The sequence below is a fragment of the Geoalkalibacter ferrihydriticus DSM 17813 genome (assembly GCF_000820505.1).
Taxonomy (GTDB): Bacteria; Desulfobacterota; Desulfuromonadia; order Desulfuromonadales; family Geoalkalibacteraceae; genus Geoalkalibacter; species Geoalkalibacter ferrihydriticus.
Genome location: NZ_JWJD01000005.1, coordinates 218,659 through 232,213, shown reverse-complemented (window position 1 = coordinate 232,213; position 13,555 = coordinate 218,659). Strand labels below are relative to the sequence as shown.

The 13,555-nt window shown below is 59.4% G+C and carries 12 protein-coding genes; 9 read left to right on the top strand and 3 right to left on the bottom strand.

From position 1 onward, the window contains the following. Nucleotides 1–1,437 precede the first annotated feature (1,437 nt). Nucleotides 1,438–1,707 (top strand): cytochrome b5 domain-containing protein, encoded by a 270-nt coding sequence (locus GFER_RS13195; RefSeq protein ID WP_052446398.1) that lies wholly within the window; start codon nt 1,438–1,440, stop codon nt 1,705–1,707. 209 nt (nt 1,708–1,916) lie between these two features. Next, on the top strand, nt 1,917–2,750 hold the full coding sequence (locus tag GFER_RS13190) for an alpha/beta fold hydrolase (protein WP_040100122.1): 834 nt from the start codon (nt 1,917–1,919) through the stop codon (nt 2,748–2,750). Nucleotides 2,751–2,970: 220 nt separating this feature from the next. On the opposite strand, the gene GFER_RS13185 is transcribed toward GFER_RS13190, so the two are convergent. Both GFER_RS13185 and GFER_RS13180 read right to left on the bottom strand, forming a co-directional pair. Continuing rightward, complete coding sequence (locus GFER_RS13185; RefSeq protein WP_040100121.1) at nt 2,971–3,270, bottom strand: CcdB family protein; 300 nt, start codon at nt 3,268–3,270, stop codon at nt 2,971–2,973. Next, a complete protein-coding gene (locus GFER_RS13180) occupies nt 3,270–3,518 on the bottom strand; it encodes a type II toxin-antitoxin system CcdA family antitoxin (RefSeq protein ID WP_040100120.1) in 249 nt (82 codons plus the stop codon). The genes GFER_RS13185 and GFER_RS13180 overlap by 1 nt, the downstream gene beginning before the upstream one ends. 236 nt (nt 3,519–3,754) lie before the next feature. On the opposite strand from GFER_RS13180, the gene GFER_RS13175 reads away from it, so the two are divergent. Beyond that, on the top strand, nt 3,755–4,276 hold the full coding sequence (locus tag GFER_RS13175) for an NUDIX hydrolase (RefSeq protein WP_040100119.1): 522 nt from the start codon (nt 3,755–3,757) through the stop codon (nt 4,274–4,276). A 4-nt stretch (nt 4,277–4,280) separates the two neighbouring features. Continuing rightward, complete coding sequence (nudC, locus tag GFER_RS13170) at nt 4,281–5,141, top strand: NAD(+) diphosphatase (protein ID WP_235264094.1); 861 nt, start codon at nt 4,281–4,283, stop codon at nt 5,139–5,141. A 311-nt stretch (nt 5,142–5,452) separates the two neighbouring features. On the opposite strand, the gene ald is transcribed toward nudC, so the two are convergent. Then, the gene (ald, locus tag GFER_RS13165) at nt 5,453–6,556 is read right to left on the bottom strand and encodes an alanine dehydrogenase (protein WP_040100118.1); all 1,104 of its coding nucleotides are present in this window, start codon (nt 6,554–6,556) and stop codon (nt 5,453–5,455) included. A 173-nt stretch (nt 6,557–6,729) separates the two neighbouring features. On the opposite strand from ald, the gene GFER_RS13160 reads away from it, so the two are divergent. From GFER_RS13160 to GFER_RS13140, 5 genes are all read left to right on the top strand, one after another. After that, nucleotides 6,730–7,797 (top strand): AI-2E family transporter, encoded by a 1,068-nt coding sequence (locus GFER_RS13160; RefSeq protein WP_074669565.1) that lies wholly within the window; start codon nt 6,730–6,732, stop codon nt 7,795–7,797. A gap of 169 nt (nt 7,798–7,966) precedes the next feature. Then, a complete protein-coding gene (gene rpsA / locus GFER_RS13155) occupies nt 7,967–9,187 on the top strand; it encodes a 30S ribosomal protein S1 (protein ID WP_040100117.1) in 1,221 nt (406 codons plus the stop codon). Between the two features lie 117 nt (nt 9,188–9,304). Then, on the top strand, nt 9,305–11,812 hold the full coding sequence (locus GFER_RS13150) for a glycogen/starch/alpha-glucan phosphorylase (RefSeq protein ID WP_040100116.1): 2,508 nt from the start codon (nt 9,305–9,307) through the stop codon (nt 11,810–11,812). Continuing rightward, entirely contained in the window at nt 11,812–12,750 is a 939-nt protein-coding gene (locus GFER_RS13145; RefSeq protein ID WP_052446397.1) for an ABC transporter ATP-binding protein, read from the top strand. The genes GFER_RS13150 and GFER_RS13145 overlap by 1 nt, the downstream gene beginning before the upstream one ends. Further along, nucleotides 12,747–13,541: an ABC transporter permease gene (locus GFER_RS13140; RefSeq protein ID WP_040100115.1), complete on the top strand. Its 795-nt coding sequence runs from the start codon at nt 12,747–12,749 to the stop codon at nt 13,539–13,541. The genes GFER_RS13145 and GFER_RS13140 overlap by 4 nt, the downstream gene beginning before the upstream one ends. Nucleotides 13,542–13,555: the final 14 nt, after the last annotated feature.

Genomic DNA, 13,555 nt, shown 5'->3' with positions numbered 1-13,555 from the left:
GAGGGCATTGAACAGGTCGAGTTCGGCATCAAAGCCGAAGAGTTCCTGGGCGAGATTGCCGCCCTCCCATTTGGAAACATAGGAGAGACCCAGGTTGAGATTGCGGTCAAGGAAGGCGCCTGCGATTTCACCGCCGACGATGGCGTCCTTGGCGTTGTAGCCCTCGTAATAGGTGACATCACCGCCGCCGAACAGCGTGAAGCGGTAGTTGTCGAGAAAGCCGTAGTNCCGCCGACGATGGCGTCCTTGGCGTTGTAGCCCTCGTAATAGGTGACATCACCGCCGCCGAACAGCGTGAAGCGGTAGTTGTCGAGAAAGCCGTAGTCGAGCCGCACACCGTCCATGAGCGAGGCGCCTGCGGTGGTGGTGATGAACTGACGTCCCAAGCGCGCATCCAGGCTGTCGAGGAAAAAGCCGCGCTTCTCGACGTAGGCGAAATAGAGCCGGCTTTTGGCCGATGCGCTGCGCTCGCCGGCCAGATCATCGCCTACGCGCCCGTACATGCGAAAGTCATAGCCCTGATCGGCGATGTCGAGCACGTTGAGCTGCAAATACTGAAAGACCGGAACGATGGTGTGCTCATTGGCGCTGTCAAACCATTCGACGACCGTACTGGCGCGGCCTGAAACCTTGGCCCCCAGGGCATCGCCTACCGGCCACAGGGCCAGGGTGGCCAATGCCAGACCGCATGTGAGCCCTTGCCAAATTTTCATGGTGCCTCCTTCCCTCTCGTGCAAATTTGGCAAGGGCTCACATGCGGTCTGGCATTGGCCACCCTGGCCCTGTGGCCGGTAGGCGATGCCCTGGGGGCCAAGGGTTCAGGCCGCGCCAGTACGGTCGTCGAATGGTTTGACAGCGCCAANCCTTGGCCCCCAGGGCATCGCCTACCGGCCACAGGGCCAGGGTGGCCAATGCCAGACCGCATGTGAGCCCTTGCCAAATTTTCATGGTGCCTCCTTCCCTCTCGTGCTGAATTGATAAAGCTGGTCTGTCGACCAAAAACCCCTCTGATTCAACGGCTTGCCCATCTGGCCCCACCCAGACTAGGCGTTAACTAAAAACAATGAGTGGCAGAATCATTAGCTGGCCATAAAAATACAGTCCGCGACCTTGACTTGTCAACCAAAATTCACAAAATCTTAATTCAAAAAAACCCACAAACTATATAGATTTACATATGTTCGGACACCGGAAGACGAAAGGCGCGGAAGAAAGACGAACCTTGATGGACGTTCGAAGGAGGTTTGCATCCCGCCGGTGGTATTTGCGCAACTCGCTGGTAAACTGTTCATGTCTTCCCCAACGTGGGTGCTGACAGGGGACACAGGCCGACTGTGCAAAAGCACAGTCGCGACAGCACTTAAGTACAAAATTATCCGCACTTCGTTCGAAAATGCAAGGGGGATTAAGTGTTTTTTTTAAAAAAGGAATAATTCTATGAACCTGGACGACCTCGCGAAACACGACGGACGCAATGGCAACAAGGCGTATGTGGCCATCAACGGCAAGGTGTACGATGTCAGCACCAGCGACTGGTGGACGGACGGCGACCATCAGGGCGCCCATCAGGCCGGCGCCGATCTGACCCAGGAGCTGGCCGGCGCCCCCCACGTGCGCGCCGTCATCGAACGCTTCCCCGTCGTCGACCACATCGCAGAACCCGATCCACCAAAAAAGAAGGGGCTGTTTGGGTTTTTGAAGAAATGAATCTGTTAGTTGTCAGTGGTCCGTTGTAAAAACCTCACCGACAAACCGGCCCACATTGTTACCCGCCTCTAATTCCACTGACAACTGACAACTGACAACTGACAACTGACAACTGACAACTGACAACTGACAACTGACAACTGACAACTGACAACTGACAACTGACAACTGACAACTGACAACTGACAACTGACCAAAGGCCCCCTCCTATGCACACAACCATAAACAATCTGCGCATCGCCTACACCGACGAGGGCAGCGGTCCGGCGGTGGTTTTGATTCACGGTTTTCCCTTAAGCCGCGCCATGTGGCAGCCGCAAGTCGCGGCCTTGAGCGCGGCGGGCTTTCGTGTCGTCGCACCGGATCTGCGCGGGTTCGGCGACAGCGAGGCGCCGCGTGAAGGGTACTCCATGGACCAGTTCGCCGACGATATCGTCGCCCTGATGAACCATCTCGGCATCGGCCGCGCGGTGGTGGGCGGCATGTCCATGGGCGGATACATTTTGCTCAACCTGCTGAAACGCCATCCCCGAAAAGTCGCCGGTGCTGCCTTTCTGCTCACGCGCTGCAATGCCGACGATGCTGCGGGCAAGACCCGCCGCGCAGAACTGGCCGCCAAGGTGCGCGCCGGGGAGCGTGCTCTGGTGGAGAAGGCGTTTGCTGACATCCTTTTCGCGCCGCGCACCCTCAAGGAGCAACCGCAGATCGTGGACACAGTGCGCTCCTGGATACAAAAGACCTCCATCGCGGGGCTGGCCGGGTCCCTCGAAGCTATGGCACAGCGCCCCGACTACTGCGCACGCCTGGGGGAATTCGACCACCCGGCCCTGGTCATGGGCGCCGACGACGACCAGATCGTGCCGCCGGAAACCATCGGACCTTTTGCCACCGCGTTGCCCAACAGCACCAGCTGCGTCATCCCCGGTGCCGGACACATGGCCAATCTGGAGCAACCGCAGAGCGTCAACGCCTGCTTGCTGAAATTTGTGCGCCTGTGCAGTCAGCGGTTTGACCTGCGTGACAATAACGGCAGAGATGTCTAAATTTTTGGCATGAGCCCTGGGGGGAGAGAAAAAGAACTAGGCAATGGGACACAGATCAAATCTGATCAAGGCGGATTTTAAGGGCGGGGAAAGCAATCCAGCCAAAAGCCTTAATTCGGCACAACTATTGCTTAACGAAAACCAAGGCGATTCACGCCTTACTCACTTGATTGGGGAGTTTCGCCGGCCGCGAAGCTCCCTCTTTTTTTGTTTGCGACGATTAAAAACCCTGCAGGAGAAAGTCGATGGCTGCGACGATTTCATGGCGATGCTGACGTAGATCGGTCAGGGGCGTATCAAGAATGCCCGCGGGGACAGCAGCCATGAATTGGGTGGCCATAACCAAGCTTTCCCCTGCAATAGCAAAACAGGGATTGAGATGTTGTGCGGGTTGAGGCGCCTGCGCCTGAGGCAGCAATGGAACAACGAGCCGCGTATTGAGATGACAAAGAATGTCAGCTTGCACGTCCAGCAAACAGCCCTGCCCTTCCTTGTTCAGATAAACATCAAATCGCGCCATTAAAACCCCCGGTATCGCGCCAGGGGAAGACCATGCCGTTCGACGTAGTCATTCGAACTCTCCAAAGCCGCGCGGTTTTGTTCCAGCCACAGCTCGCCGCGCCGCGCCGCGACCGCACGCGCCAAACCATCTTCAGCCGCGCGCGAAATATTCACTTTCAAATCTCGGGCCTCGGCCAGCAACTGCTCATTGATCGACACATTGGCGGCACGCCGCAAAACGCGTGACGTCTTTTCGACAACAGACATATTCACCCTCCATCCCTTATACACTTAAACATACCCATATCCCATGCACATATCAACAAAGAAAACCAACCGGGGACGTTGTTGCCACGTTTACCTATGTGCTGCCGAATTTCTTCTTTTCCTCGGTCTCAATGGAAAACGGCTGAAAAACCATCGAGATCCGTTTATACTTTGGAGCGCTTGTTTCTCTCGGCGTTAATGACCTCTCTCATCACTTCTCATCAGGTTGCTTGCCTATGCCCCGCATGGTCGAAAAGATATTTGAAGGACGCATCCTTTCCCTGAATCGCGAAGAACACGAACTGCCGGACGGACGCCGCGCGGTGTTCGAGATGGTGCGCCATCCCGGCGGCGCGACCATTTTGCCGGTGCTTGGGGATGGCCGGGTGCTACTCATCCGCCAATTTCGCCCGGCGGCGGGCGGCATGGTGTGGGAAATTCCCGCCGGACGCCTGGAGCCCGGCGAAAGTCCGCGGGAGTGCGTTGCGCGCGAGATTCAGGAAGAGATCGGTTATCGCGCCGATAAGATTGAGCCGCTTGGGGAAATGCTCACCGCCGTAGGGTTTTGCGACGAGGTGGTCTATCTCTTCCTGGGCTCGAATCTCGAACCGGTGGAGCGCGCCTTGGAGCCCGATGAGTACATCGAGGTGGTGCCGACGGAGTTCAATGAGGCGCTGGCCATGGTGGCGCGCGGCGACATCCCCGACGGTAAAACGCAGCTCGCTCTGCTGCTGGCGGCGCGACGCGGTGGGGAGTAAACCCGTGGCGCCCCTGCCCGATGCCTACCCATCCCCAGCCCACCTGCCCTTCAACGACACCTGCATCGGCGATTTCACGCGCGGTGCGCCCGACTGCGATCCCGGCGGCGACACCGGCTGGTGGCTGGCCCTGAACGGCACCGAACTCTTATTACGTGAGGAAAACGGACTCATCCAACTGCCCGCGGGGTCCTGCCCCATGCCGGCCGCCGACCCTCCCCTGTATCTGGGGCGTCTGTGCGGCCAGCCTCTGCGTGCCTTGCGTTTAGACCGCGATGCGAGCGTACCTGCGGGATTTTTTCTGGAAAGCCTGCTCGGAGCGCAGCCGCGCATGGACATCGCCCAACTGACGCTGGGCGGCATCGCCGCGCAGGTCCTGCACTGGCGCGACAACAGCCACTTCTGTTCCCGCTGTGGTCAGGGCAACCAACCCGTGCCCGGCGAATGGGGCATGAAATGCAAGAGCTGCGGCTACGCTCACTACCCCCACATTCACCCCTGTGTCATCGTCATCGTGCGCCGCCCCGGCGAGGTGCTGCTCACCCGCAAGGCCGCCTGGCCGCCCAATCGTTACAGCCTGGTGGCGGGATTTCTGGAGTTCGGCGAATGCCTGGAAGAGGCGGTGGCGCGCGAGGTTCTGGAAGAAACCGGCATTCGCGTGCAAAACATCCGCTACGTCGGCAGCCAGAGCTGGCCTTTTCCCAGCCAGCTCATGGCCGGTTTTGTCGCCGACTACGCCGGGGGCGAGATCAAAGTGCAGGAGTCGGAACTGGAAGATGCCAGGTGGTTCAGTGTCGACGACTTACCCGTTCTGCCGCCGAAGCGCAGTATTGCGCGGTATTTGATTGATGAATATTGTCAGTAGTCCGTGGTCCGTTGGAAAAACCAAACCCACAAGCCGCCCCACACAGTTAACTTGCCTCAATCCACCTGACACCTGACATCTGACGATTTTTCCAAAAAAAATCCCCCGAGTGGGGAGCTCGGGGGTCGCAATATCATATCTCTTATTTAGGGAATTGCCGTTTTGGAGGAGGTTTAATGGCAACAAAGAGATATCTGCGTATAAAAATCTTTTTTTTACCGCTGAGCCCGCGAAGGGCGCAGGGAAAACACCTGGAAAAAACCCTTATCCTCCCTGATCTTCCTGGAGTTTTCCGCGAACTTTGCGTTTTTTCAGGGCCAGTATTCCTGAAATTCCAGGTTTAGGGCCTCGGCTACCGGCCGGTTGCGCACAGTTCCACCCAGGGTGTTGACGCCGCGGCGCAGGGCTTCATCCTTGCGGCAGGCGGCGGCCAAACCCTGGTCGGCGATTTTGCGCAGGTAGGGCAATGTGCTGTTGGTCAGGGCGAAGGTGCTGGTGCGGCTCACCGCGCCGGGCATGTTGGCCACCCCGTAATGGATCACGCCATCGACCTCGTAGACCGGAGCGTCGTGGGTGGTGGGACGGATGGTTTCAACACAGCCCCCCTGATCGACGGCCACATCGACGATGACGCTGCCCGGATTCATGCGTGCCAGCAGCTCACGCCCAACCAGGCGCGGGGCGCGGGCGCCCGGCGTCAGCACCGCACCGATGAACAGATCGGCGTCGAGGATTTCGTCCTCGATATTCTGTGAATTGGACATCAGCGTACTGATGCGGTTGCCGTAATGGTCGTCGAGCCAGGCCAGGCGCGCCGGACTCACATCCATCACGCGCACATCGGCGCCCATGCCTGCGGCAATGCGCACCGCGTTGCGCCCGACGGTGCCGGCGCCGACGATGAGCACTTTGCCGGGTTTGACGCCGGGGGCTCCGGCCAGAAGTACGCCGCGCCCGCCGTTTTCTTTTTGTAGATAATGGGCGCCGACCTGCACCGCCATGCGCCCGGCGACTTCGCTCATGGGTTGCAACAGCGGCAGGCTGCCGTCGGCCAGCTCGATGGTTTCGTAGGCGACCCCGGCCACCTCGCGTTCGAGCAACTTCTGCGTCAGTTCGCGCGCCGGCGCCAGGTGCAGGAAGGTAAAAAGAATCTGTTCCGGACGCAGCAGGTCGTATTCAGCTGCCAGCGGTTCCTTGACCTTGACCATCAACTCGGCAGCGAAAACATCGGCGGCGCTCTCCACCAGTTCAGCGCCGACGCGCCGGTACTCCTCGTCGCCAATGCCGCTGCCAAGCCCGGCGCCGGCCTGCACCAGGACTTGGTGACCGTCTTCGACCAGGGTGCGTGCGCCGGCGGGTGTCAGAGCGACGCGGTACTCATGAGTTTTGATTTCCGTGGGAACGCCGATGACCATTTTAATTCTCGGTAAATTTTTTAAGCAAAAATAACGCCGTTCGCATCTGCCGTCAAGGGAAGACGCGCATCGAAGCCATTCTCTTCCTCGTGCTTCCTTCGGGAACACATTGACGTCCGTGCGCTTTTGTTGTCCAATGGCGGCAATTTCCAACCGACGAGGCGCTTTTCATCATGTCCGATCAAATGGCCTGGGGCCGCGGTTCGCGTTTTCTGCTCACGGCTGCCGCTTTCATCGTGGTGGTGGCGGGTATGCGCGAGGCGGCAACGCTTATTGTGCCTTTTCTGCTCGCTGTCTTTCTGGCGGTTGTCTGCAGTCCGACTTTTTTCTGGCTTACACGCCGCGGATTTCCGCCGATTGTCGCCGTGGCGACGATCATTCTGATCATCCTCTTTATTGAACTGCTGCTGGGCGCCATTGTCGGCGCCTCTATCGATACGTTTATCGAAAAGCTGCCGAGCTACCAGGAACGCCTGAGAGAAGAAGCGGCCGCTCTGCTTGCCCTCTTCGCGCACTTCGGCGTCGATCTTCCCCGCGAGCGCTTTCTCGAACTCATCGATCCCGGCGCGGCGATGGCCCTGATCGGAAAGATGCTGACCGGTCTCGGCGGCATGCTGACCAATATGTTTCTGATTCTGATCACCGTAATTTTCATGCTTTTCGAAGCTGGAAACTTTCCCGCCAAACTGCGCACCGCCTTTCCTCAGGCACAGACTCCGGTACAACAACTGTCCCGCGTAGCCGCAGGCATCAAGCGCTACCTGGCCATGAAAACTTTGATCAGCCTGGGAACCGGTGTCGCGGTGGGCATCTGGGTCGCCCTGCTCGGCGTCGACTTTCCCGTACTCTGGGCACTGCTGGCCTTTTTCCTGAATTATGTGCCCAACATCGGCTCGGTCATCGCCGCTATACCGGCGGTGCTTCTGACATTTATTCAGTTCGGCTTCCTGCGCGCCCTTATCGTGGTCGGCGGCTATGTCCTTATCAACGTGATTTTCAGCAATTTCATCGAGCCCAAAATCATGGGGCGCAGGTTGGGACTCTCGACCCTGGTGGTGTTTCTTTCCCTGGTCTTCTGGGCCTGGGTTCTGGGGCCGATCGGCATGGTACTCTCGGTACCCCTTACCATGACGGTCAAAATCGCACTGGAAAACACTCCGGATACGCGCTGGATCGCGGTGCTGCTGGGCGATGAACCGCGCACGGCGACAGCGAGTGAGAAGAAAGGTTCAAAAGCTTGACGGAAAATCAATGGGACGCAGATTTGCAGGATAAATGCGGAAAAAAACAACCCATCAACCCCCTCCTGCTGAGGGGAGATGATGTTTCAAGAAAAACAAAGATTTCAACCCCGTTTTTTCCGCTCTTATCTGCGTTCCCTTATTCTTGTTTTGAGTGAAGGAGTTCTCCATGACCGAAGAGACCAAAGACAACCACGACGCCGAGGAGCCCGAAGAGGATTTCGCCGCCATGCTGGAGGCAAGTCTCGGCGGCAAGGCCGCGCCCAGGCTCGAACCGGGGCAGAAAATCCGCGCTAAAGTCCTTGCCTTCAGCGGCGACTGGGCGTTTCTCGATGTGGGGCAGAAGGGCGAGGGAGTTCTCGACCGGCGGGAATTGCTCGACGATGAGGGACAACTGACCGTGGCTCTGGGCGACATGCTCGATGTCTACTTTCTCAGCCGCAGCGGCGGCGAATTGCGCTTTGCCCTGCGCATCGGCGGCGCGGCCGGCCGCAGCGACCTGGAAGAGGCCTGGAAGAGCGGTATCCCGGTGGATGGCCAGGTGGAAAAGGAGATCAAGGGTGGTTTTGAAATCCGTCTCGCCGCCCAGACCCGCGCCTTTTGCCCTTTCTCGCAAATGGGCTTGCGACGCAGCGAATCGTCCGCGGAATGGATCGGACGCACCCTGCCCTTTCGGATCAGCCAGTACGGCGAACAGGGCCGCAACATTGTGGTTTCACACCGGGCAGTGCTGGAAGAGGAGCGCGAGCAACAACGCGCGAAGCTGCGCGAAACCCTGCGCGAAGGGCAGACGGTGCGCGGGACGGTAACCTCCCTGCGCGATTTCGGCGCCTTTATCGATATCGGCGGCGTGGAAGGGCTGCTGCCCATCTCCGAACTCGCCTGGGGCCGGGTCGCGGACATCCGCGACGTGTTGCACGAGGGGCAGGAAATCGCGGTGTGCATCAAAAGCATCGATTGGGCTGAAAACCGTTTTTCCTTCAGCCGCAAGGACACATTGGACGACCCCTGGGCGCTCGTGGCCCGTGACTTTCCGGAAGGCTCGCTGCATACGGGAAAAGTGTCGCGCCTTGCGCCTTTTGGCGCCTTCGTCACCCTTGGGGAGGGCATTGACGGGCTGGTACACATTTCCAAAATCGGCGGCGGCAAACGCATCAATCATCCACGCGAGGTTCTTAAGGAGGGCCAGGATCTTGCCGTGCGGGTGGAAAAAATCGATAGCGCGGAGCGGCGCATTTCACTGGTTCCGGCGGCGCAAGAAAGCGCGGAGGCCGGCGAGGCGGATGTCCGCTCCTATCTCCAGGAGGAGCGTGGCGCGGGATTGGGCACGCTTGGCGATCTGCTGAAAAAGCCGCAGGAAAAGAAACAAAAAGGAAAGAAAAAGAAATAAGCCGCAACCGAAATTCATGGGCGTTGTCCCTTGACCTCATGCCCTTTTGCAGTAGGGTGTTATTTCGACATTTCGCTCCCTTATTACAAACGGATCAAAACAAAGGAAAAAATCGCCATGCCCCGACGCCATCTTGAATTGAGCCATCCGCAACCGGCGTTGACCGACGTACCGCCTCTGGGCAACGACGCGCAGAGTCTGGCGGATGATTTTCGCCGTTACTACGTCCATCACCTCGGTCGCGACCGCTATTGCCGCACCCCCCACTACCTTTACGAGGCCCTGACTCTGACTCTGCGCGAGCGGCTTCTGGAACGCATGCGCAACACCCGCTATGCCCAACAGGAAAGCGGCTGCCGCCAAACCTATTACATTTCCCTGGAATATCTCATGGGGCGCGCTCTGGGCAACGCTATTCTCAACCTGGGCTTTAACGGCGAGGCCGAAGGTGCGTTGCGCCGCTACGGACTCGAACTTGCGGAACTGGCCGAGTGCGAGGCCGATGCGGGCCTCGGCAACGGCGGCCTGGGGCGGCTGGCAGCCTGCTTTCTCGATAGCTGCGCGACACTGCAACTGCCGGTGCGCGGCTACGGCATCCGCTACCACTACGGCATGTTTCGCCAGAAATTCCGCAACGGCGAACAGGTCGAAGAACCCGACCACTGGCTGCGCGAGGGCAACCCCTGGGAAATCGAGCGCCCCGAGTTCGCGCAACGGGTGCGCTTCGGCGGGCGCAGCGAAGTCAAGCGCGGGCCCGAAGGGCGGCTCAACGCGCGCTGGATCGACACCACCGATGTGCTGGCGGTGCCCTACGACATTCCCATCCCCGGCTACCGCAACGGCACGGTAAACACCCTGCGCCTGTGGAGCGCGGCGGCCACCGACGAATTCAATCTCGGCGAATTCAACGCGGGCGCCTATCCCGAATCGGTGGCGGCCAAAAACGACGCGGAAAAGATCACCATGGTGCTCTATCCCAACGACGCCTCGGAAAGCGGCAAGGAGCTGCGGTTGCGCCAGCAGTACTTTCTCGCCTCGGCCAGCCTGCAGGACGTGCTTCAGCAGTGGATCGGCACCGTCGGCATCGACCTGGCCGATTTTTCCGCGAAAAACGTGTTCCAGCTCAACGACACCCATCCGGCAGTGTGCGTGCCCGAAATGATGCGCCTGCTTCTCGACGATCACGTGCTGAGTTGGGATGAGGCCTGGGAGATCGTTACCCACACCATGGCTTACACCAATCACACGCTGCTGCCCGAAGCCCTCGAAAAATGGCCGGTGCGCATGTTCGAGCGGTTGCTGCCGCGCCTGCTCGATATCATTTACGAAATCAACGCGCGCTTTCTCGCCGAGGTCGCCCAGCGCTGGCCGGGGGACAAGGAGCGTGTGCGGCGCATGTCCATTATCGAGGAGGGCGTGGAACCCATGGTTCGGATGGCTTATCTGTCCATTGTCGGCAGCTTCTCGGTCAACGGCGTGGCCGCGCTGCATTCGCGGCTGCTGACGCAAGGCCTGTTCCGCGATTTCTACGAAATGTGGCCGGAGAAATTCAACAACAAGACCAACGGCGTCACCCCGCGCCGCTGGATCGCCTCATCCAACCCGACGTTGACCAAGCTGCTACGCACCACCCTGGGCAACGACTGGGTGGCCGACCTCGACCAGCTGCGCCAACTGCAACCTCTGGCCGAGGATAGTGCCTTTCGCAAGCAATGGCTGGCCATCAAACGCGGCAATAAGGAGCGCCTGGCCGAGCTGGTGCAGGCCCGCTGCGGGGTCCGTTTCAATCCCGATGCAATGTTCGACGTCCAGGTCAAGCGCATCCATGAATACAAGCGACAACTGCTCAACGTGCTGCATGTCATTCACCTCTACGACCGCATCAAGCGTGACGATGCCCAGGATCTGGTGCCGCGCTGCGTGCTGATCGGCGGCAAGGCGGCGCCGGGCTACGCCATGGCCAAACGCATCATCAAGCTGGTCAACAACGTGGCGCAAGTGGTCAACAATGACCCCGCGGTGGGTGATCTGCTCAAAGTGGTGTTTTTCCCCAATTACGGCGTCACCGCCATGGAAACCATCTGCCCCGGAACGGATCTCTCGGAGCAGATTTCCACGGCCGGCAAGGAGGCTTCGGGCACCGGCAATATGAAGTTCATGATGAACGGTGCGGTGACTATCGGCACGATGGACGGCGCCAACATTGAAATCCGCGAAGAGGTCGGCGAAGAAAATTTCTTCCTGTTCGGCCTCAACGCCGAAGAGGTGGTTGAAACCCGCAGGCATTACGATCCTGCGGCGATCATCGCCGGGGATGAGAACCTGGCGCGAGTGCTGCAACTTCTGGAAAGCGGCCATTTCAACCAGTTCGAGCCCGGCATCTTCGACCCGGTTCTGGCCGCCGTCACCAGCCGCCACGACCCTTGGCTGACACTGGCTGATTTTAGCGACTATGTCGCAGCCCAGCAGCAGGCCAACGATGCTTTCCGCGACCGTGAAGGCTGGGCGCGCATGAGCATTCTCAACACCGCGGCCAGCGGCAAATTCTCCACCGATCGCACCATGCGCGAATACAACCGCGACATCTGGAAGCTTGAACCGATGGAGGCACTTGCAGTGAAGTGATGGCTGACGCCGGGGAACGTCCCGATGAGCGCTGGGTCATAGAAGCCGAAAACCTGGAGAAATACTACGGCACGTTCAAGGCGGTGGACGGCTTGTCATTCCGCGTGAAGCGCGGCGAATGCTTCGGGCTTCTCGGCCCCAACGGCGCCGGCAAGACCACCACCATCCGCATGCTCTACGGCTACAGTCCCATGGGCGGGGGATGTCTTAGAATCTTCGGGCGGGATTTGGCGACCAACCTGCGCCACATCAAGCAGCGCATGGGCATCTGCCAGCAGGAGGACAATCTCGACCCCGACCTTTCGGTGCGCGAAAACCTGCTGGTTTACGCCCGCTATTTCGATCTGCCGCGCGGCGAAGCGAAGGTGCGCAGCGAGGAATTGCTGCGCTTCTTTGCTCTCGACCACCGCGGCGACGCCAACATCCGCGAACTCTCCGGCGGCATGAAACGGCGGTTGATGGTGGCGCGCGCCATCATCAACCGCCCCGACCTGGTGATTCTCGATGAACCCACCACCGGCCTCGATCCGCAATCGCGCCACCAGGTGTGGCAGCGCCTGGAAGACCTCAAAAGCCGAGGGCTGACGATTGTTCTGACCACGCACTACATGGATGAAGCGGCGCGCCTGTGCGACCGGTTGGTGATCGTTGACCAGGGCAAGGTGCTGGTAGAGGGAGCGCCTGCGGCTCTGATCGGCGCTCACGTCGGTCGTGAAGTCATCGAAGTGAATCACCCTGACGAAAATTTACGCGACTTTTTGCGTCGGAAAAATTGCGCCTTTGAAGACCTGGGCACGCGCCTGCTGGTTTACAACCACGGCGCCGACGATCTTTTTCTCCATCTGACCCGCGACTTCTGCCCGGGCGGCTGCACCCTGCGTCAGGCCACCCTGGAAGACGTGTTTCTGCGCCTGACCGGCCGGGAGCTGCGCGAATGATCCGCTTTCCTTCACCTGGGCGTTTCAGCCGCCGCTTTGTCCGCGTCTGGCAGCGCAACCTTTCGGTCTATCGCAAGACGTGGAAGATCAGCTTCCTGCCGCCGCTGCTCGAGCCCCTGCTCTATCTTCTGGCCTTCGGTGTGGGCCTGGCGGTCATGGTCGGCACCCTCAGCTATGCCGGACGCGAAATATCCTACCTGGCCTTCATCGCTCCGGCCCTGCTGTCGGTGGCCATCATGTACAATGCGTTTTTCGAAACCACCTACAACTCCTTTGTGCGTATGTACTACCAGAAAACCTTCGATGCCATGCTCGCCACGCCGCTCAACCTCGAAGAAATCATCCTCGGCGAACTGGTGTGGGCCGCCACCAAATCGGTCATTGCCACGCTGCTCATGGGGAGCGTGATCAGCGCTTTCGGCCTGCTGGCGTTTCCGAGCGCTTTGTGGCTGCTGCCCCTGGCCCTGCTCGGGGGACTGGCGTTTGGCGCACTGGGGATGATCTGCACCGGACTGATGCCTAATATCGAAACCTTCAACGTGCCGATCTTTTTGATCATCACCCCCATGTTTCTGTTCAGCGGCACCTTCTTTCCCCTGGCCAACCTGCCGGCCTGGGCCCAGGCCCTGGCGCAAATCCTGCCCCTCACCCACCTGGTGGCTCTGGCGCGCGCCTGCGCTCTGCATGCCTGGCACCCCGAGCTGTGGTTGAGCCTTGCCTACCTGATTCTTTTCACCGCCTTGGCCGCCCCTCTGGCCATTGCTCTCATGGTACGACGGTTGATTCATTGACAGGTGGCTCGCGA

Excerpts from the sequence above, each read along its gene's own strand:
- GFER_RS13145 (WP_052446397.1), top strand. The coding sequence starts at position 11,812 with ATGGCTGACGCCGGGGAACGTCCCGATGAGCGCTGGGTCATAGAAGCC.
- GFER_RS13185 (WP_040100121.1), bottom strand. The coding sequence starts at position 3,270 with ATGGCGCGATTTGATGTTTATCTGAACAAGGAAGGGCAGGGCTGTTTG.
- GFER_RS13150 (WP_040100116.1), top strand. The coding sequence starts at position 9,305 with ATGCCCCGACGCCATCTTGAATTGAGCCATCCGCAACCGGCGTTGACC.
- GFER_RS13140 (WP_040100115.1), top strand. The coding sequence starts at position 12,747 with ATGATCCGCTTTCCTTCACCTGGGCGTTTCAGCCGCCGCTTTGTCCGC.
- GFER_RS13190 (WP_040100122.1), top strand. The coding sequence starts at position 1,917 with ATGCACACAACCATAAACAATCTGCGCATCGCCTACACCGACGAGGGC.
- rpsA (WP_040100117.1), top strand. The coding sequence starts at position 7,967 with ATGACCGAAGAGACCAAAGACAACCACGACGCCGAGGAGCCCGAAGAG.
- ald (WP_040100118.1), bottom strand. The coding sequence starts at position 6,556 with ATGGTCATCGGCGTTCCCACGGAAATCAAAACTCATGAGTACCGCGTC.
- GFER_RS13195 (WP_052446398.1), top strand. The coding sequence starts at position 1,438 with ATGAACCTGGACGACCTCGCGAAACACGACGGACGCAATGGCAACAAG.
- GFER_RS13175 (WP_040100119.1), top strand. The coding sequence starts at position 3,755 with ATGCCCCGCATGGTCGAAAAGATATTTGAAGGACGCATCCTTTCCCTG.
- GFER_RS13180 (WP_040100120.1), bottom strand. The coding sequence starts at position 3,518 with ATGTCTGTTGTCGAAAAGACGTCACGCGTTTTGCGGCGTGCCGCCAAT.
- GFER_RS13160 (WP_074669565.1), top strand. The coding sequence starts at position 6,730 with ATGTCCGATCAAATGGCCTGGGGCCGCGGTTCGCGTTTTCTGCTCACG.